Source organism: Leptospira mtsangambouensis (genome assembly GCF_004770475.1).
Lineage (GTDB): Bacteria > Spirochaetota > Leptospiria > Leptospirales > Leptospiraceae > Leptospira_A > Leptospira_A mtsangambouensis.
This window is the reverse complement of sequence record NZ_RQHK01000005.1, coordinates 225143-243891: the sequence shown is the minus strand read 5'-3', so window position 1 is coordinate 243891 and position 18749 is coordinate 225143. Positions and strand designations below refer to the sequence as shown.

Annotated in this window: 21 protein-coding genes; 18 read left to right on the top strand and 3 right to left on the bottom strand. The window is 38.9% G+C overall.

What is annotated here, in order from left to right; genetic code table 11:
• The first annotated feature begins 25 nt into the window (after positions 1 to 25).
• From EHR01_RS09330 to EHR01_RS09315, 4 genes are all read left to right on the top strand, one after another.
• Positions 26 to 790: a ferritin-like domain-containing protein gene (locus EHR01_RS09330; protein WP_135694516.1), complete on the top strand. Its 765-nt coding sequence runs from the start codon at positions 26 to 28 to the stop codon at positions 788 to 790.
• Positions 790 to 1272, top strand: coding sequence for a DUF2505 family protein (locus EHR01_RS09325; RefSeq protein WP_135694515.1), 483 nt, complete (start codon positions 790 to 792; stop codon positions 1270 to 1272). The genes EHR01_RS09330 and EHR01_RS09325 overlap by 1 nt, the downstream gene beginning before the upstream one ends.
• A 69-nt stretch (positions 1273 to 1341) precedes the next feature.
• Positions 1342 to 2175 carry a DMT family transporter gene (locus EHR01_RS09320; protein ID WP_135694540.1) on the top strand — a complete coding sequence of 278 codons (834 nt, stop codon included), beginning with the start codon at positions 1342 to 1344 and terminating at the stop codon, positions 2173 to 2175.
• Positions 2176 to 2449: 274 nt separating this feature from the next.
• Entirely contained in the window at positions 2450 to 2860 is a 411-nt protein-coding gene (locus EHR01_RS09315; protein WP_135694514.1) for a hypothetical protein, read from the top strand.
• Between the two features lie 168 nt (positions 2861 to 3028).
• On the opposite strand, the gene EHR01_RS09310 is transcribed toward EHR01_RS09315, so the two are convergent.
• Positions 3029 to 3418: a DUF302 domain-containing protein gene (locus tag EHR01_RS09310; RefSeq protein WP_135694539.1), complete on the bottom strand. Its 390-nt coding sequence runs from the start codon at positions 3416 to 3418 to the stop codon at positions 3029 to 3031.
• A gap of 83 nt (positions 3419 to 3501) precedes the next feature.
• A complete protein-coding gene (locus EHR01_RS09305) occupies positions 3502 to 3942 on the bottom strand; it encodes a hypothetical protein (RefSeq protein ID WP_135694513.1) in 441 nt (146 codons plus the stop codon).
• 141 nt (positions 3943 to 4083) lie between these two features.
• On the opposite strand from EHR01_RS09305, the gene speE reads away from it, so the two are divergent.
• The 11 genes from speE (at position 4084) to EHR01_RS09250 (ending at position 14096) form a co-directional block, all read left to right on the top strand.
• Complete coding sequence (gene speE, locus EHR01_RS09300; protein ID WP_004787861.1) at positions 4084 to 4929, top strand: polyamine aminopropyltransferase; 846 nt, start codon at positions 4084 to 4086, stop codon at positions 4927 to 4929.
• 6 nt (positions 4930 to 4935) lie between these two features.
• On the top strand, positions 4936 to 6192 hold the full coding sequence (locus EHR01_RS09295) for a hypothetical protein (protein ID WP_135694512.1): 1257 nt from the start codon (positions 4936 to 4938) through the stop codon (positions 6190 to 6192).
• Positions 6182 to 6907: a hypothetical protein gene (locus EHR01_RS09290; RefSeq protein ID WP_135694511.1), complete on the top strand. Its 726-nt coding sequence runs from the start codon at positions 6182 to 6184 to the stop codon at positions 6905 to 6907. Before EHR01_RS09295 ends, EHR01_RS09290 begins: the two co-directional genes overlap by 11 nt.
• Complete coding sequence (locus EHR01_RS09285; protein ID WP_135694510.1) at positions 6904 to 7773, top strand: hypothetical protein; 870 nt, start codon at positions 6904 to 6906, stop codon at positions 7771 to 7773. The genes EHR01_RS09290 and EHR01_RS09285 overlap by 4 nt, the downstream gene beginning before the upstream one ends.
• Positions 7770 to 8597 (top strand): orotidine-5'-phosphate decarboxylase, encoded by an 828-nt coding sequence (pyrF, locus tag EHR01_RS09280; RefSeq protein WP_135694509.1) that lies wholly within the window; start codon positions 7770 to 7772, stop codon positions 8595 to 8597. Before EHR01_RS09285 ends, pyrF begins: the two co-directional genes overlap by 4 nt.
• Before the next feature lie 27 nt (positions 8598 to 8624).
• Positions 8625 to 9896, top strand: coding sequence for an NAD(P)/FAD-dependent oxidoreductase (locus EHR01_RS09275; protein WP_135694508.1), 1272 nt, complete (start codon positions 8625 to 8627; stop codon positions 9894 to 9896).
• 8 nt (positions 9897 to 9904) lie between these two features.
• Positions 9905 to 10705 carry a DUF1365 domain-containing protein gene (locus EHR01_RS09270; protein WP_135694538.1) on the top strand — a complete coding sequence of 267 codons (801 nt, stop codon included), beginning with the start codon at positions 9905 to 9907 and terminating at the stop codon, positions 10703 to 10705.
• Positions 10662 to 11975: an SAM-dependent methyltransferase gene (locus EHR01_RS09265; protein WP_135694507.1), complete on the top strand. Its 1314-nt coding sequence runs from the start codon at positions 10662 to 10664 to the stop codon at positions 11973 to 11975. The genes EHR01_RS09270 and EHR01_RS09265 overlap by 44 nt, the downstream gene beginning before the upstream one ends.
• A 98-nt stretch (positions 11976 to 12073) precedes the next feature.
• A complete protein-coding gene (locus tag EHR01_RS09260) occupies positions 12074 to 12529 on the top strand; it encodes an SRPBCC family protein (RefSeq protein ID WP_135694537.1) in 456 nt (151 codons plus the stop codon).
• Positions 12530 to 12587: 58 nt separating this feature from the next.
• Complete coding sequence (locus EHR01_RS09255) at positions 12588 to 12950, top strand: PLU-1-like domain protein (RefSeq protein WP_100719635.1); 363 nt, start codon at positions 12588 to 12590, stop codon at positions 12948 to 12950.
• A gap of 132 nt (positions 12951 to 13082) precedes the next feature.
• Entirely contained in the window at positions 13083 to 14096 is a 1014-nt protein-coding gene (locus tag EHR01_RS09250; RefSeq protein ID WP_244310041.1) for a DUF1574 domain-containing protein, read from the top strand.
• Here the strand turns inward: EHR01_RS09250 and EHR01_RS09245 are convergent.
• Positions 14050 to 15423 (bottom strand): peptidase MA family protein, encoded by a 1374-nt coding sequence (locus EHR01_RS09245; protein ID WP_135694536.1) that lies wholly within the window; start codon positions 15421 to 15423, stop codon positions 14050 to 14052. The two genes, EHR01_RS09250 and EHR01_RS09245, sit on opposite strands and share 47 nt — an antisense overlap.
• A gap of 138 nt (positions 15424 to 15561) precedes the next feature.
• On the opposite strand from EHR01_RS09245, the gene EHR01_RS09240 reads away from it, so the two are divergent.
• Genes EHR01_RS09240 through EHR01_RS09230 form a run of 3 tightly spaced genes read left to right on the top strand, consistent with a single transcriptional unit; the run spans position 15562 to position 18749 of the window.
• Positions 15562 to 16209, top strand: a complete 648-nt coding sequence (locus EHR01_RS09240; protein WP_135694505.1) for a hypothetical protein — start codon at positions 15562 to 15564, stop codon at positions 16207 to 16209.
• Between the two features lie 34 nt (positions 16210 to 16243).
• Positions 16244 to 17719 carry a nucleotidyltransferase family protein gene (locus EHR01_RS09235; protein ID WP_135694504.1) on the top strand — a complete coding sequence of 492 codons (1476 nt, stop codon included), beginning with the start codon at positions 16244 to 16246 and terminating at the stop codon, positions 17717 to 17719.
• A complete protein-coding gene (locus tag EHR01_RS09230; protein WP_135694503.1) occupies positions 17709 to 18749 on the top strand; it encodes an NAD-dependent epimerase/dehydratase family protein in 1041 nt (346 codons plus the stop codon). The genes EHR01_RS09235 and EHR01_RS09230 overlap by 11 nt, the downstream gene beginning before the upstream one ends.

The following is an 18749-nucleotide window of genomic DNA, read 5'->3' as shown; positions in this document are numbered from 1 at the left end:
TTTTGAATAACCAGGGAATGGGATTATGAAATCACTAAAAAAAACATCCTTTATTGAAGCAGTTGCTGCTGCGATTGAACATGAGGTTCAATGTTTCAATTTTTATCTAAAACTCTCTGAAAGTTTACCGGAAGGTCAAATTAGGGAATTGTTCAGCCAACTTGCGTTAGATGGCGATGAGCACATTAAATTTATTAAAGAAATTTATAAAAGTGCAGAGGGGAAAGAACTTCCCAATCTAAAACAACTTTCTCAGATCGAAAAATTTCATTCCTCTACCATCCAAAAGGTAATGGATAGGCTTGATCGAAACAAAAACGAAGAAGTAAAAGCTGACGAAAGAAAAGCGATCGAACTTGCAATTAGAGAAGGGGAAGATGCGCGTAATTTTTACGCTACCATTCGGAACAAATTCCAAGATCCAAAAATCAATTTGTTATTTCAAAAATTAGCAAATTTTAATGAATCCAACAATTCATTGTTAGAAGCCCAAGCAATGGCTATGGAACAGTCGACACCGGCTGACCAAGTTTTCTATTGGGAAGATGAGGAACTGATGGAGCAGGTGAATCGTTCTGCAAAGGCCGCATCCAAACCAAAACCGTCTAAACCTGCACAAAAATCACAAACCGCAAAAACAAAACCATCTGCTAAAAAAACTTCTAAACCAGCTGCAAAACCAGCAAACAAGAAGTCGGCGAAAAAAGCCGCTAAAAAGGCAGTGAAAAAAGTTGTAAAGAAAGCGGTTAAAAAATCAAAACCTGCAAAAAAGAAAGGTAAGAAAAAATAGTGAAATACCAAGTTACCCATTCGTTTCCCGTCCCCCTTGAAAAACTTCTTCATGCGAGAGAGGAAAGATACAAACATTTGGATCAGTTCCCTGATTTAAAGAATGTAACTCTACTCGAAGAAACAAAAGAGGGGAATATCATTCGTCAAAAACGAAAGGTAAGTTTGGAAGGATCCATGCCTGCCGTTCTTTCGGCAGCCCTCAATGACCTTTCGCTTTTAGAAGAATCCACTTTTGACATTACGACCAACACTCATGAATTCAAAATCTCTCCTCCAGGGAAAGACAATGTGTTTGTGATCAAAGGGAAAAGTAAATATGAAGCGGATGGGGCGGAGTCCAAACGTTCTTATGATGTGGATGTGGTTTCCGGTCTTCTATTTGTTTCTCCGATTGTGGAAAAGGCAATTGAAGAAATTCACAAACATAGTTTAGAAAAAGACAGAAAATCCATCGCCAAATTTTTGGGGGTTGAATCCTAAGTAGAAGTGAAGTCTTCTTCTCCTCACTTTTTACGATCTGTTTTAGAACTCAATTTGACGATCCTCATTATGGGGAACGTCACTTTGTTTGCCAAACTCCTTCCTTTCCCTGCAGTCACGATCATCTCCGGTAGGGCTCTTTTTTCTGTCCTGATCCTTGGTTTGTTTTTTTGGGTACGTGGTAAATCTGTTTCTTACCGAAGTTTTAAAGACTTTTTATCGGTCTTTGGAATCGGAATTCTTTTTGCTCTGCATTGGGTTACGTATTTTCATTCCATCCAGGTCTCCACTGTGGCTGTGGGGATGTTGTCACTTTTCACCTATCCCGTGTTTTCTGCCATTTTAGAACCATTGTTTGGTGGGAAACGCCCCGACCCTTTTGCCTTCTTCATCGCCTGTTTCTCTTTTTTTGGACTTTTTTTAATTGTACCTGATCTATCTTGGGACAACCAAATGTTCCAAGGAGTCGTTTGGGGAGTGGTCTCGGCAGTTCTTTATGCCATTCGCAATTTGCTTACAAAAGAAATGCATGTGCACTACCCAAGCTCCCAAATTCTATTTACCCAACTGATTGCCACAAGCCTTGTCCTCCTTCCTTTTGCTGATGGTCTTTTTGTGATGCTCGCAGAACCTAAATACCTTGTATTCCAAGTGGTTCTTGCAGGAGTCTTCACTTCACTGGCTCATACCATTTGGATTCGTAGTTTATCCAATTTGTCTGTCACAACCGCAGGGACTTTGTCTACACTAAGCCCCATTTACGGGAGTTTGGCGGCCTGGTATTTTTTAGGAGAGGTTCCTCCCGATAGGCTTTGGTTAGGTGGTGGTGTGATTCTTTTTTGTGCGATTTTAGAAGTGTTTCGAAAACAAGCGGAGGCTAGTAAACACATCGAAGCGGGTTAGGTTTGGCAGGGATTCGCAAAATTTGATTTTTTTAGTTTTGTTTGGATCCGGTTGCAGTGAAAGATTTTCCTGGCTTCGATGGCTTGTATATTCAAAATAAGATCGGTCGGAAGATCCAAACTTTAAAACATTAGAGAACACCTTTCTCTCTATTTTTATTCTAAACCTAACAAAAATTAATGGAAATCCTCACATTTCTGTTTGACAATTCTCTAGTTTTCTAGTCTTTACTATCCTCTTGTAGAAATATATTATTTCTCCAAAGGAGTTTGTGGTGAAAAAAATTAGTTTCATTCTTGTATTTGCTGTTTCTGTTACGGTTTTTAATTGTCAGTCAGGCGATAAAACATCTCTGGAAGAATCAAAAACGATTTTAGAAGGGACTTGGATATTAACAAACAATTGCACCAAAGACCCAAGTCCGAATGCCACAGCTTGGCTTGTCATTAGCAACAACCGGGATATCAAATCTTGTTATAAAAAAACTAGTTCGATAGTGAAAGGATCACTCATCAAACAAAGTGAAGGAAATTACAATATCAATTGGTCAGAAGGTCCTGCTTCAACTGCACAATATCCGGTGGGTGGCCCTTTGAATTTATTTGGAATGACGACGGAAGGAGTTACGGTTTGTTATACTCGGGTTAAGAGTGCCAAACAAAACCCTCCAACATTTTGTAAGTAAAGAAAGAAAGTTTTGTTGTTAAGATAAAACTCCCCCTGCGCCACCGATGGTAGCGGAAATCCTTTCGCAAAGCGAAAGATTGGAGCGGACAGCGGGATCGCCTAATGGAAAGTATATGAAAACTGATTTCCATTGGCGAGGTGCCCGCAAAATTTACCAAAAAAAAAATCATTCGTGTAAGTGGTGGATGACTTGGATTAGTTTTTCTTGGACTTCTTTGGCAATTTTTTCGAGTTCAGGATTTTGGACCAGTTTGGTCATGGTCATAGGATCAAAGATGGATACTTTGGTTTCACCATTTTTTTCTTCAGTGACGACTACGTTACAAGGAAGTAATAGTCCAATTTCATCAGCTGTTTGGAGGGCTTTGTGCGCAAAACTAGGGTTACATGCACCGAGAATGGTGTAACGTTTGAAATCCACTCCAATTTTTTCTTTGAGGGTGTTTTTGACGTCGATGGTGGTAAGAACTCCGAAACCTTCTTTTTTTAGGGCTTCGGTTGTGTCGGCGATTGTTTCTTCGAAACCTTTTTTTCTATGAACAGTGAGTCCTAACATAAATCCTCCGATGGGTCTATACCCCATAGGGTATATCGAATTTCGGAACTTGCAAGAGAATTTTGTTTAAAGCAAAAAAAAGATCATTCTTTTTTGGGGAGTTTTTGCATTTCTTCCACGCTGGGAAGTTGTTTTGACATATGACGGATTTCCCCAGAAGCATTGAGGAGAAAATATTGAGGGAGTGGTTCTGTTTTTAAAGAAACAAACCTGTCATCCAAAATCAATGATTGGAATTCTTGTTCTCTCGGGGTAAAGTTCAAGAGAACATAGGTGCCAAGATCCGGTTTCCCTTCACCGCATTCTAAACCTTGCAACATTTCACATCTGGATTTGGTAACAGCAAGTAGGACTAGTTTCCCTTCACGTGAAGCTTGTCCAAAAGCAAAGGATTTGTTATGGCCCCAATGGATTTCCTCGCTGGCCATTTCGTTGATTTTTACATATCCGTAAACGAGTAACAAAATGAAGAGGGGCATGGATAAAAAACCAAACAGGTAAAAAACACGGGAATATTTCTGCATACAAGGCAATGGAACCGAAACACCCAGTTCTCGCCAAGTTGAATTTTTCATTGTTTATAAACAAAGAAAGTTTAAAAAAAACTACACCTCTTTATTCCCATAACAAATCTGGTTTAAAGAGAGAAACCTTAGGAGAAATCAATGGAGATTTGGTATACTGAAAAATTGGAATTAGAAAAAGGGCGTGCGGTCAGTTACCGGGTAACAAAAACAATCGAAAGCCTACAATCTCCGTTCCAAAAAATCGATATTTTTGAAACACAATCCTTTGGACGAATGTTTACACTTGATGGTGTAACGATGGTTACTAACAAAGATGAACATTCTTATCATGAAATGATTGCACATATTCCAATGATGAGCCATCCCAATCCAGAATCAGTACTTGTGATCGGTGGGGGAGATGGTGGAACTGTTCGTGAAGTATTAAAACATCCATCAGTCAAAGAAGTTGTGTTATGTGAGATTGACAAAGCAGTTGTTGATATTAGTTATAAATATTTTCCTGAATGCGCTGACGCAATGAAAGATCCAAAAGTCATCCATCACTATGATGATGGAGCAAAATTTGCTCGTGACAACAAAGGTCGTTTTGATGTGATCCTTGTGGATTCAAGTGATCCTGTAGGTCCTGCAGAAGTTTTATTCAAAGAACCATTTTTTCGAGATATGGCAAGTGCCTTAAAACCAACGGGAATCATTGCCACACAAGCAGAATCTTTTTGGTATCATGGCGATGTGATTTCTTCGCTCTTTGACTTTATTCCTAAAATTTTTCCTGAGTATGGATATTATTACACAACCATTCCTACCTATCCTTCTGGAATCATAGGGTTTACTTTTTTATCGAATGCGATTGATCCTTATTCAGTAACTCCAGATCCAAAACGAGTTCCGAAAGGTTTGAAATACTACAGTCCAGAAATTCACAAAGCAGCTTTTGTACTTCCAGAATTTGCAAAAGCTTATATCAAACGAAAAGGTTAAAACTTTGTGAAAAAGGTTCCTTTCTTCTTTTTCCTATCTTTTGTTTTTTTTCTACCTGGGATTCCTGTCCTTTGGGCCCAGGAAACAAAAGCAACTAAGTTGGAATTAGAAGCGGAATCCTATGAGGAACGTGGTTACCCTAAAAAAGCAGAGGAACTTCGTTCCAAGGTAAAACGACTTCGTTCTGGACAGTTCCAAAGTCTTGAGAAAGAGCCGACTGAATATCCAACTACTTCCAATGCACCTGCAACTAACAATGGTTCTTTGGAATTTCACCAGGGAACATGGGAGATTGGGTTTCGTGCTTTAGGGCAAGTTGGAATTTTTTCTTCGGGAAAAGAATGGGCCTTGGATGATGGTCGTGTTGCTTTCCAAGCAGGGACTCCCTATTACCCTCGGTCGCAGATTGGTTATCAAAATATTCGAACTCTTCCTTATCAGTATGATTTAGAAAAAAAACAGGGTTCTGGTTCCTTTTCTCCACGAGTGGCATACAAACACAAATCAGCTAAGTGGGGGATAGAATATATCTATTTCCAATTCCAAACAACAAACGATTTTATTTCATTAGGATATTTAGGTGGGAACCAATCCGCTTTCCATTCTGATCGATTGTATAACGCTGAACACAAGTTAGTTCTTAAAATATATGAAGATTTATACAAAAACATTGGATATAGTTGGGATTTTGGATTAAGAGCAGGTTCTTTTCATACAAATTCCGTTTTTAATTCCCAAACTTTGGGACAAACAGGGATTATGCGAGATTCAATGCGTTATCTTGCACCAAGTACGGGATTTCGGTTTTATCATAAACTTGGTGACGGTTTTTCTTATGAATTGGGAGGAGAAATGTTTTTTACTCCTATGGGTAGACTCCAATACCGAAGAGACATTTTAACTCAAACAGGTGGTGTTCCACGGTTTGCGGAAGGTGCCACGACTAGAGAGGAAGCCTATTCGTTGTTTTCGGAAAAACCATTACAAACCACTATTGTTGGACTTGATTTGTTGGCGCAGGCCAACTGGCAACCGTTAGATCACCACAAATTCAATATGGGATTTCAAATCATCCAATACATCTGGAGAACCAATGAATCTTATGCACCTGGAATTCGTGCATTGAATGAAGAATCCTTTGTATCGGGAGTTCGAGATTATTATTTGAGTTCTGCCTTTTATGAAGCGGATGGTCGGGACAAACGTCCTTCCAGAAGTTATTTAATTTCGAATTTTTACTTTGGGTACACTTATGTTTTTTAAGTTAAGGTTCCATCTTTTCATTGTTTTTCTGATTTCTTTTTTGGGGTATGGATGTGGGATTTCTCTTCGGGTGTACAGACCTTTCCCTCAGGAAATAGCTTTTGACTATGTCAAAAAAATGGATCATATTGAAATCTTTGTGAAAGATGAAAATCGGATGAAGATGGGTGTTTACGATGGGTATTTTGCAAACCCCGAAGGACTTCCCAATGAATATGGGCCACTTTCTTATTTAATTCGGAAGGAACTTTCCATCCGAGGGAATCGTTTCCCCTTACTTCTTGACCGGGGTGGAAAAATTTTTATTGATGAATACCAACTTGTATCCTTGGATAGATGTTCCAAAAACTTAAGTTTTGTGAGGATGAAAGCAAGGATCCAAATTCTTGGGGCTTCGGAAGAAACATTTTCCTTCTATGATGAAATTGATTCTCGTGTGACGAATTGTTATTTAACAGGAAGTATACTAACAGTAGTTCCGTTGATATGGTATGTTCCTTACAACGGGTATCGAGGGAATCGAGAAGACCAACTAAACCAACTGGGAAGAAATTCATTGACCGAATTTTTTACGAAGTTGGAGCTTATTTCAGGGTTTAACCAAAATTCGCAATTGGAACCAATCTCAGAACCTTCGCCAGTAAAACCCAAAACCACTCCCACCAAACAAGAACCAGTGGATCCGAAACTTAAGGAAATTCTTGATAGTTTATGAGGTCCCAAGTTTTGATCATCCTTTTGTGGTTGGGATTTAACCTTTCTCACTGTTATTCATTAGAAAAACCATACAACTACGGAAACCCATATTTACCAAGCCCTGAATTTACTGAAGACGACCCACAATTTGAAGAAGGGGAACCGATTTGGATTTTGGACCAAACAGGGAATTGGATTTTTTCTCTTCCTTCCAAACTGGTTCTTTGGAATTTAAAAGCTGACAACCATCATATCTCTAAAGAAACCAAAGAATATCTGATTCGTTATATCAAAGAAAACAATTTACGGGATGTCAAGGTCCGTTTCAACCAGTACGCTCCACTATCAGAATGGAAACGACTTCCAAAAAATAAAAATATAAACCCGCTAGTACGTTATTTTATTGGATCCATTTCCTTACTTGCTTATACTTTTTTACCTGGTCGTTTGTTTGCGGGAACGATCGGTGGGGATCACTACAATTCCTTTACAAACACAATCAATGTGTATTCAGATCTGCCTCCTGTTGTCATCCATGAAGGCGGGCATGCCAAAGACTTTGCCCAAAGAGAAAAAAGAACTCTTTATGCCATTGTCTATGCCATCCCTGTGGTTGGGGCCTTGTATCATGAAGCTCGTGCTTCCGATGATGCCCTCAATTACTTTGCAGAAAAAAATGACAAAGAACAGTTAGATTCCTCTTATGAATTGCTCACTCCTGCTTATGCAACGTACGTTGGAGGAGCTATCGGGGATGTGGTAGCCAATCCCATCACGGCAGTGGCTGTCATTCCTGGCCATATTTATGGACGTTATAAAAAACGAGACATTGACAAGGAAATAGAAAAACGAAAACAAAAGATCCAAATCAAGGAACCCAAGTGAAGCCAAGGTCTAATTTCATTCAAAAATTCAATTCCCGTAGAGACACTCTACGGTCTCTTCTCTGCATTGGTCTCGATCCCGAATTGGAAAAGTTACCAAAGGTTAGTTTGGAATCAAAAGCCCCTCTTGTCCATTTTACTGAAACCATCATCCGTTATACAAATTCCTATGCAGCTGCTTGGAAACCCAATGTCGCTTTTTTTGAGAGGTTAGGAGCCGAAGGTTATTTTGCTTTAGAACATATGGTACGTGTGATGAAGGATGTGTCTCCAGAAGTACCTATTGTGATGGATGCCAAACGAGGTGACCTTGCCAATACTTCCAAAGAGTATGCTAAATATTTTTTTGAAACATTGGGAGTGGATGCTCTGACTGTTAATCCATACATGGGCCGAGATAGTCTCGTCCCATATTTGGATCTGGGTGGATATATTTTTGTTCTCGGACTCACATCAAACCCTAGTTCACAGGACTTCCAAAAACAAAAACTTTTGGGTAAGGATCTCTACTTATACGAAGAGGTAAGTGACCAAATGGCAAGGCTTGGGGAGGAATACCCAAACCAAGTGGGACTTGTTGTGGGCGGAACCCATCCTTCTGAGATTCAATCTTTACGAACCCGTCACCCAAATATGTATTTTCTCATCCCGGGGTTTGGTGCCCAAGGTGGGGATTTAAAATCCATCGTGAATGCATCGGGAAATCGTTCTCTCATCAATTCATCAAGAGGAATCACTCTTAGTTCCTTAGAAGAAAATTACGGACAAGTTGCACAAAAGAAAGCGGAGGAAGTGCATAAAGAAATGAACCAACTCTTTCTCTAATGGTCTAATGACCAAAAAGGGAAACTAGTGAAAGAAACTTTAGCTATTGTTGGAACAGGGATCGCAGGTCTTGGCTCCGCATATTTTTTAAAAAATGATTTTGATTTAACTATTTTTGACAGTGCCGATTATATCGGAGGTCATACGAATACGGTGATGGTGAAAGAAGATGGGGTAAACATCCCCATTGATACGGGATTCATTGTTTTCAATCATGTGACTTATCCTAATCTTCTTAGACTTTTCCAAACGTTAAATGTTCCGACAAAAAAATCGGATATGTCATTTAGTGTGCAACACGATCCCACCAAATTAGAGTTTTGTGGTTCAGGTCTATCGGGATTATTCGCCCAGAAAAAAAATCTATTTCGACCTAGGTATTTGAAGATGTTACTGGAGATCGACCGGTTTAACAAATCGGCTCCGAAAATTTTAGACGATCCTAAATACGACACTTGGGATTTGGGTCGGTACATGGAGGCATTCGGGTATGGAAAAGACATTTTAAACTTCTATTTAATCCCGATGAGTTCAGCGGTTTGGTCGACCCCTCCTGATTTGATGTTAGAATTTCCCGCTAAGTCCCTCATTCGATTTTTTTATCACCATGGATTTTTAGGGCTGAACACCCAACACCAATGGTATACGGTGGATGGCGGGTCTCATGAGTATATCAAACGAATCATCCCACCGATCCAAAACAGATTTCGTTTGAATTCTCCCGTCAAACAAGTGAACCGAACAGGTGATGGAAAAGTGGAACTTGTGTTTGGCGAAGGAAAAAAGGAAATTTTTGATAAGGTTTTACTTGCCACTCATGGCCATATTTCTGCAAAAATGTTAGGAAATCCTACAAAATTGGAGTCAGAACTTCTCCCACTTTACAAGTACCAACACAATACCGCCACTTTACATACAGATGCAAGTGATATGCCAAAACTGGCTTCTTGTTGGTCCAGTTGGAATTATAAAATTGTCGAAGATGGAATGGGAAAACTAAATCCTTATACAATCTATTGGATGAATCGTTTGCAAAATGTTTCCAAAAAACAAAATTATTTTGTGACCATCAATGATCCGGATCGTGTGGCAAAAGATAAAATCATAAAAAAAATCGATTATGAACACCCACTTTTTTCTGTAGAGGCTTCTCTTGGACAAAATCGATTGTTTGAGTTAAACGAATCAGGTCCAATTTATTATGCGGGTGCATACTTTCGGTATGGATTTCATGAAGATGGATTTTTATCAGCCGTGAATGTTTCACGTAGCATACTAAAAAGGGGCCCATGGACTTAAACTCTTGTATGTACGAAGCGGACGTGTTCCATGCACGTACCGCTCCTAAACCAAACAAATTCCAATACCGGATTTTTAATTTTTATTTGGATCTTTCGGAAATAGACCAATTGGCCCACAATAGTGTTTGGTTTTCCAGGAACCGTTTTAATTTATTTTCCTTTTATGATAAAGACCATATCCAATTTGAAAAAGGAACAATTTATGAAAACGTTAAGTCTTTTTTAGAGGCTTCGGGTGTTAAGGACATTGGAAAGATATTTCTTCTCACCAACCTTCGGGTCCTAGGATATGTTTTTAATCCGGTAAGTTTTTATTTTTGTTATGATACGAATGGGAAGCCACTAGTATCCATTGCAGAAGTGGGGAATACCTTTGGGGAAATCAAACCTTACGTTGGTTATTTTAAACAAGCCAAAGGAACAATTGCTGATCCTGAAGTTTATATCCGAGAACCAAAGAATTTTTATGTCTCTCCTTTTATCAGTTTGGATTCCGAATTTGAGTTTCGATTGAACTTACCGAATGATCAATTGCAGATTGGTGTCGACTCTTTCGAAAATGGAAAACGAATTTTAACCACATCCTTTATTGGAAAAAAAATTCCATTCCAATCAAAATACTTATTAAAACTTTTTACCCAATTTCCATTCATCACCGTCAAAATAATAACATTGATTCATTGGCAAGCGTTCAAACTTTGGATCAAAAAAATTCCGTACATTCAGAAACACCAAAACTTAGAGAAACAAACAGGAGTTCCCCTTGGAAAAATCACAGAACCAGTCCCTCTTACAAGACACGATTGATTCAAAACTTTTTACCGAATTAAAGAACAAGTCTACATTAGAACAATTTCCCATTTATAGGAAAATATTTTTGAAAGCCATGAGTTCCATGAAACGAGGATCCCTTCGGATGATCTTCCCTAATGGTGAACAAGTGATCATTGGAGATGTAAGTTCTTCTTTTGAGCCAAAATTTCATTCAGCATTGATCCACGTAAAAAACCCAGTTTTTTTCAAGAAATCAGTGTTATACGGGGATATTGGATTTTCAGAATCGTACTTAACGGGAGATTGGGAAACCGATTCCATTGAAAATGTAATCTCTTGGTTTATTTTGAATGTGGATGATAGTCCTAGTCTTTCCGGTGCTAAAAAGAAACTTTTTCACTTGGATTTATTCAATTTAGGCAATAAATTCTTACATTTTTTAAGAAAAAACACCTTAACGGGAAGTAAAAAGAATATCGTAGAACATTATGATTTAGGGAACAAATTTTATAAATTGTTTCTTGATCCTTCGATGACCTATAGCTCTGCTTATTTTGAATCTTTGGAAGATAGTTTGGAAGAAGCCCAAACTAGAAAAGTGGATAAACTTTGCCAAAAGTTAAAACTAAATCCTGCAGATCATCTTTTGGAAATTGGAAGTGGTTGGGGATTTTTATCCATTCATGCGGCAAAAAATTACGGTTGCCGTGTGACAACTGTTACCTTGTCAGAAGAACAGTATGTTTATGCCAAAGAAAGAATCCAAAAAGAAGGACTTTCTGACAAAATTGAAATTCGAATTGAAGACTACCGAAAGATCGAAGGACAATTTACTAAAATTGTATCTGTAGAAATGTTAGAAGCAGTAGGGGATGCATATTACGAAACCTTCTTTCAAAAGTGCCAAGACCTTTTGACAAAAGAAGGAATTATGGCCTTACAAGTTATCACTTGTCCTGACTCTAGGTTTACCTCGTTCAAAAACGGAATCGATTTCATTCAGAAACATATTTTCCCTGGTTCGTTATTGCCATCTATTGGTCGTATGAACCAAGCCATCAACCGTACAGGAGATATGTATTTGTTTCACTTGGAAGATATGGGACTAAGTTATGCGAAGACACTTAGACTTTGGTTAAAGGCATTTGAAGAGAACCTGACAGAGGTAAGAAACCAAGGGTATAGCGAAACTTTTATTAGAAAATGGAGATATTATTTGGCTTATTGTGCAGCTGCTTTCCAGATGCGAAACATCAGTGTTGTACAATCAGTTTATGTAAGGCCAAACAATCTGAATCTCTAAATTCGTACTAAACCTGACTACCGGTAGGGGAACCTGTCGGTAGTTGTCCTCCAAAAAACATCTTGCCAAGGAAAACCCATCTCTTTACTACTCTGTCTATGAGAGAAACAAAGTCTGTATTTACTTTTGATGAACCAATAGAACGATTGTGGTCGGGTGTTACCGTCTATGAAGTGTTAGTTCATTGGTTGGCAGATGAGGTAAGGGGAAGACCAAAAGTGGGTGGGGACTTCTCATGGACTTGGAAATTAGGTTTGGAAGGTGATTTCACCACTCATGGCATTTATAAAAAAATTGAACCGTTAAAAGAACTGGTAATGGAATGGAAAGACCATCCTGCCGATCCAACTGGTGCAATTTATTTACAATTATTATTTGAATCTAAAGGACCAAATTTATCTCAATTAACCATTGTTAACGGGGGTTTCCCGGATGGAGAAGGTTCTGATGTTTGGATTGAAGGAGCCAAAGAGGCTTGGGATGGACAAGCAGTTCATTTAAAAGACTTCTTAAAACAAAACCCAGACATCACAAAATTTTTTAAAAAATCTTGATCTCCAAGGCCTTTCTAAAATCCTGGTAAAAGTAAGGGTTGTTAAGGAGGGCTGGAAGATGGAATATCCCGAATTGGAAACGTATTTCCAGAAATTAACTGATATAACTGACCGGATCGCAATGATGAACAATCATTTTGATGCGACACCTGAGATCGACATACCACAGTTATCTGAATTTTACGCAGACATTCAGTCAAAGGACTGGGAAAATACTGATAGAGAATATTACGAACTCTTCACTAGTTATTTTACCTTTCATGTAAAAACGGTGGAAGAAATCATCCAAGAAGCGCGTGAGATTTTGAATCCTGAAAACAGGGAATATGTAAAAAAATTGGTAAGCCATGTTCGCAATGCGGATGATTGGTTTGTCAATCTGAAAAAGAAACGTAAACTCGCTCGCACACAAGTCGCTTAAACTTTCCTCTCCCTCGGCTGAAAGCACGGGGGAGGTATCTCAATTCGCTTTACAATTAAATCCATTTCCTTTCTCCTTTCAGATATGCTCAAGGCGCGGTTCCTTTTTTACCCGGTTATTCTTTTACTATTTTTGTTTTTGGTAGATTCTATATTTCGAATCCCCTATATTCAAACCATTACCAAGATTGATTTAACGGCAGTTAACTATAAAGCAAAATCAGACTTTCTAGAAAAACTAATCGCCGAAAAACCGGGAGTGGGTTCCCCAAAAACAAAAAAAATCATGATCATTTTGGGATCCTCTCGCCTTCTTTATTTTGATCACGATGAATTGGTTTCGTTTTATCCAGATTGGGAGATTTATAATCTTTCTTCTGCAGTAACAACGCCAGCATATTACGATTTCCAACTGACAAAGATATTGGATGCGGGGATCAAACCTGACTTGGTCATTATGGAAACGGACCCAAATCAATTTAACCAAAATTCCGTATTCAAAAGTTCTAACCTCACTTATAGTTTTGATTTATCTTATGTTTTGTCCAATCTTGGTTTGTTTGGCAAAGACCATGTTTCTTTTTATTTAGGTCGTAAACTTTTTGCAGTTGGAACTTATAAACCCTATATAGACCAAATGTGGAAAAATTATAAAAATCCATATTTGGACAATGCCATCGGAATGCATAAGGCAACTTATGATTATATTCTAAGCCATAACGGGAATGGACTTTCTCCAATTGATAATTATATGGAGAAAGATTCGAATTCCTTACAAATGACAAGTCATAGAACTTTGGATTGGTTATTTGCTTCTTATGTTCGTAGCCCAATGCAATTTGGGTTTTATGAAAAGATTTTGGATCGTTTAAAAGAGGAAAATATCAAAACAGTCATTGTTTGGCCTCTTTCGTCACCAGATTTTGAAACATTGATGGAAAAAGAAACATTAGTCAAAACTTGGGAAAAAGAAATCGATCAAATCACAACAAGTCGAAACTTTTCAATTTTAAAACTTAAAAACGATCCATCTTATACCTGTAATGCGTTCGCAGATGGAGGCCACGTAGCAAAAGATTGTTACCGAAGTCTAATGCGTTCTATTCTATTGGAATACTTTCGGAAGTACGAACCAGATCATCTGTAAACTCAATTCCGCAAATGGGGATAGGCCCTGTTGAGGATTCAATTACTGACTTGAGGGATCTTGGTTTTTTGGGAATCGTGAGAGTGGTTCCTCCTTCGTTTGTTTGCACATACTTCATATTGGCAACGAGCCCAGAGGGTGAGTCAGCCCAAAAGAAAATTCCTTTTGTGGTAGCTGCAGTCACCCTTCCATAGTTCTTTCTTGTACTTCCCGGAATGGCCGGTGTACCCATAGATGCGGTATAAAAATTTGCTGAACCTTGTTTGATCGTGGTTTTGTAGGTTGTGGGTGTGACAGGATTTGTAACAATCCTTGAAAGGCTTGTGGGTAAGGGGTATCTTGCTAGAGCAGTCGATAAGTTAATGTTAGTGGGAGCAGCACCATCACTAGCCACCTGCTGTACGGAAGTAAGATCGACAAGCTGATAACTTTGTGCCGTGAGAAGGGCAAAGAGTCGAAAGAATACATCAGAGTTCTGGTTGCCGAGTAATGCAGCATCAAAATTGGGAGCAAACGTTGTATTTCTAAATAAATTCATTAAATTCCCAGTTGAATTGGCCCTTGTGCCAGAAGTCCCGATCACTGTTTCCCTAAAGAAGTTTTGTCTTTGTGGGTCAGTGGTTCCTGAGATGTCATAGAGATAACGCATAAATACATAAGCAAAAGAATATTGTTTCAGAACATCGGAACTACTACTGTCCCAATCTAAAAGGGAAACACCATTGATCCCATCGGAACAACGAGAATCATTTACTCCAGAATAACAATCCAATCGACTGGTTTGAGGCCCATAACCTGCAATGTCACTGGCAACTTCACTGGTTCCTTCGTTGATCCACAGTTCATCGGTTTGGTTTAAGGCACGCATCCTTGGATAACGGAGTAAATGTTGGAATTCGTGAGCAGCTGTTGATGCAAATGCATTGGGATCACGAGTGAGAGCTGCAATTAGTTCCTTGCCATCTAAGTACAATACTTCTGCATAATTGGATCTAACCCTAGAAAATACATTGTCAGGAAAATAATTGATAGGGTCAAAATAACCTGCCACATAAGCGCTGTTTGCTGTGGCGCCATCACGAATGTCCATCACGAGGATTTTTACTTTCCCATCTCCATCGATATCACTTGGTGCACCAAAAGTATTGATGAGTGCAGGATAAGTAATTGTATCAAAATCGTTTGCAAATTTTAATAAGTCGTAATTTACAAATAGGGACCTTTCTTTATAAACTTCCACATTGGTACCTGAACTAACCAAATCAACAGGAACACAAACACTTGACTGTGTGATTAAATTCCTAGCCCAGAGATCGGGACCATTCACACAGTTACTACCCAACAAAGAATAGGCTCCCAGAAGCAAAACCAGATCGTTATTTTTTTCTATTTGTGGATTGAGTGGGTTGCAATTAAATGTGAATGATGTTAAAAGGAAGAAAGGAAAAAGGATCAGTCGTTTTAAATGCATAAATTCCTAGTAGCTGGCCTTTTTTCCCTGATATTCTTTTGGACGAATCCAAACTTTGCAAAGTCACTTGACGGTCTCTATTTTTCCGAAAGGCTCCCTACGGAAAATGGCTACCTAATCCTAGGAATAGAGATTTTTACGGAGAAGGGAAACTCTTTTTACAATGCGCAGGAGCTCCGGTTCCAAAAATCCCGTGGTTGGGAAGAGGTATTATTTGTAGGAAAAGTGACCCGGGAAGGTCAGGATCTCGTTCTTGTTCCAGAAGCTTGCCAGATCCGAGCCACAGAGACTTGGGGGAAAAAAATGGCCCTCCTAAGGCGGTTTGATTGCGATCATCTGGAGTTTCGGCTGGGACCTTTTGGACCAGGCCCTCTCGTGCTTTCTGTGTCTTTGCTTGGAACTTGGAAAGATGTGCCGATGCCCTATGTTTTGGACCATCACCCCGGGGATCCAGTGGCGATTCGTTTTGATGCACCTCAAATCACGACAGAAGGCATTTGGGGCTTCCATCTGAATGGACTTGGTGGCAAAGACCCAGAAAAGTCCTGGAATCCTTCTAAGCGGATTTGGGAGCCCTTCCAGGGATATCGTTCCCAACCTGGTTTGCAATTCTACCGATGGAAACGAACCTTTTCTAATTGACCCACTAGTCCATTTCAGGGACTTTCCTTTTACATTGAAAAAGATCAGAATTGGGGTCATTGCGGCTGCCGGAAAAGGAACCCGAGCATATCCCCGAACCAGCTTCATTCCAAAACCTCTCTTCGTCATTGAAGGAAAGTCCATTCTCCATAGAAATGTGGAGCTTATGGTGAAGACCTTTGGAATTGAAAAGGTCTATGTACTCGTTGGCCACCTCAAAGAACAAATCATTGCAGAGATTGAGCACATCCGTTCCGTTTTGCCCAAAGTGGTCATTGAACCAGTCAATTGGACTGAGAAAGGGTTAGCTTCCGATGTGGCAAGTCTTGAAAAAACCATTCATGAACCTTTTCTAACAATCCTTGGGGATGAATTCTATTATCGAACGGACCATGATGTCTTCTTAAAAGTTTTAAAGAAACATCCTAATATGGCAGCTTCTATTGGGATTGTCAAAACATCCTTACTGTCAAGAATTCGCAAAAATTATTCAGTAGTATTAGAGAATGATAAAATTCTAAATTTAGTTGAAAAACCTGAAAACCCTCCCAATGAACTTTTAGGATTGGGTAGTTATTTTTTTACTCCAGAATATTTTGAGTTTTTTAAAAAAACTCCCGCATCACCAAAGTCAGGTGTAATCGAAATCACGGATGTCATAGATAAAATGGCGAAGGAGTCCAAAGGAGGAGTGTATGCAACCATGCTCAGTTGCGAATACTTCAACATCAACTCCATGCAAGATTATTATCATGCAGTTTATGAAGTAAGGAATGACTTATTTCATAAGTTTAAAACCAGTTTGGTCATCCCAACTAATAATAATGAAAGATCTATCACGGATGTGATAGTTGATTTTAAAGACAAATTCAACGAAATCATTGTCATTGATAATGAATCTACTGATGAGACCTTGACTCTCAGCAAAAAAGAGAAAGTAAAAACTTACACCTTCCCTGGTGATGGGGATCCCACAAGACTTGGAGAACAAGTAAGAAGGGGAATCGAATACGCAACAGGTGATATCATTGTTGTTGTTTCGCCTGATGGATCTTTTAGATCCAAAGACTTCCCTAAACTACTCGAATACATGAAAGATTCGGATATGGTGATTGGGACTCGCACCACAAGGCAGATGATCGAACAGGGTTCGAACTTAAAACCCCTTTATCGTTTGGTAAATTTACTAATGGGAAAATTGGTGGAAGTGTTTTGGTGGGGACAAGAACCTCGATTTACGGATGTGGATTGCCAATTTTTTTCTGTTTGGCGAGAATCTTATGAACGAGTTAAACCACAACTTGTTGTTGAAGATCGTAAGTTCATTGTAGAACTAATGATCGATATCGTAAGGTCACATATGCGTTGTATTGAAATCCCTGTTTCTTATTTTAAACCAGTAGGGCAAGTGGAATATCGATTGCGTGATATGATTTCTGATTCCATACATATAATGAAATTAATTTTATCTAAAAAGTTTTACCTAGGAGAAGATCGCGATGGCGAATAAAGTATTGGTAACAGGCGGATGCGGATTTTTGGGATCCCATGTTTGTGAATTATTCCGTAAAGAAGGTTGGGATGTTGTTAGTTTTGACAACATGACAAAATATGAATTAAAACGCACAGGTTATGGATCTGACGCCACTCGTGATTATAACTGGAATTATTTGAAGTCTATTGGTGTCACGATGGTAAAAGGTGACATTCGAAATTTAGAACACCTTATGGATCGTTCTGCAGATTGTGATTATATCATCCATACAGCCGCACAACCAGCCATGACCATTTCTTGGGAAGACCCGGAACTTGATTTTTCAACCAACGTGATCGGAACATTTAATGTTATGGAAGCGGCGAGGAAACATAAAATTCCAGTCGTGAATACTTCTTCCATCCATGTTTATGGCAATTCAATTAACGATAGTTTAACGGAAGGGAAAACTTCTTACGAAAGAAATCCAGTAGAAATCCCTGTCACACAGCCAACTATGGTGGGTCAAATTTCTCCTCTTCATGCTTCGAAAATGAGTGCTGAACATTATGTACGTTCTTATACGGATATGTATGGTGTAAAGGCTGCGAGTTTCCGATTTACAGGGATTTATGGTGAACGTCAGTTTGGTGGAGAAGATCATGGCTGGGTCGCAAATTTTGCCATTCGTTCTGTATTTGGCCTGCCACTTCGTATTTTTGGAACGGGAAAACAAACTCGTGATATTTTACATGCAGAAGATGGTGCAAAATCTTATTTAGAGTTCTTTAAAAATCCGATCCCTGGTGTTTATAATATTGGTGGTGCAAGCCCTCATAAAATTTCACTATTAGAATGTATCCATTTGATTGGTGAAATTCTTGGTAAAAAACAAGAAATACTTTTCGAAGTAGAAAGACCAGGTGACATGCGTTACTTTATTTGTGATATTACTGAAGCAAAAAAATTCGGTTTTAATCCAAAAATCCTTCCAAAAGAAGGAGTCACTCGACTTCTAAAGTGGATCGAAGCGAACAAGGAAGTTTTCAATATTTCTGGAAACTAG

What these genes read in the sequence shown, in the direction of transcription:
- EHR01_RS09330 (WP_135694516.1), top strand. Translation starts at nt 26, where the DNA reads ATGAAATCACTAAAAAAAACATCCTTTATTGAAGCAGTTGCTGCTGCG.
- EHR01_RS09320 (WP_135694540.1), top strand. Translation starts at nt 1,342, where the DNA reads ATGGGGAACGTCACTTTGTTTGCCAAACTCCTTCCTTTCCCTGCAGTC.
- EHR01_RS09310 (WP_135694539.1), bottom strand. Translation starts at nt 3,418, where the DNA reads ATGTTAGGACTCACTGTTCATAGAAAAAAAGGTTTCGAAGAAACAATC.
- EHR01_RS09305 (WP_135694513.1), bottom strand. Translation starts at nt 3,942, where the DNA reads ATGCAGAAATATTCCCGTGTTTTTTACCTGTTTGGTTTTTTATCCATG.
- speE (WP_004787861.1), top strand. Translation starts at nt 4,084, where the DNA reads ATGGAGATTTGGTATACTGAAAAATTGGAATTAGAAAAAGGGCGTGCG.
- EHR01_RS09290 (WP_135694511.1), top strand. Translation starts at nt 6,182, where the DNA reads ATGTTTTTTAAGTTAAGGTTCCATCTTTTCATTGTTTTTCTGATTTCT.
- EHR01_RS09285 (WP_135694510.1), top strand. Translation starts at nt 6,904, where the DNA reads ATGAGGTCCCAAGTTTTGATCATCCTTTTGTGGTTGGGATTTAACCTT.
- EHR01_RS09270 (WP_135694538.1), top strand. Translation starts at nt 9,905, where the DNA reads ATGTACGAAGCGGACGTGTTCCATGCACGTACCGCTCCTAAACCAAAC.
- EHR01_RS09260 (WP_135694537.1), top strand. Translation starts at nt 12,074, where the DNA reads ATGAGAGAAACAAAGTCTGTATTTACTTTTGATGAACCAATAGAACGA.
- EHR01_RS09255 (WP_100719635.1), top strand. Translation starts at nt 12,588, where the DNA reads ATGGAATATCCCGAATTGGAAACGTATTTCCAGAAATTAACTGATATA.
- EHR01_RS09240 (WP_135694505.1), top strand. Translation starts at nt 15,562, where the DNA reads ATGCATAAATTCCTAGTAGCTGGCCTTTTTTCCCTGATATTCTTTTGG.
- EHR01_RS09230 (WP_135694503.1), top strand. Translation starts at nt 17,709, where the DNA reads ATGGCGAATAAAGTATTGGTAACAGGCGGATGCGGATTTTTGGGATCC.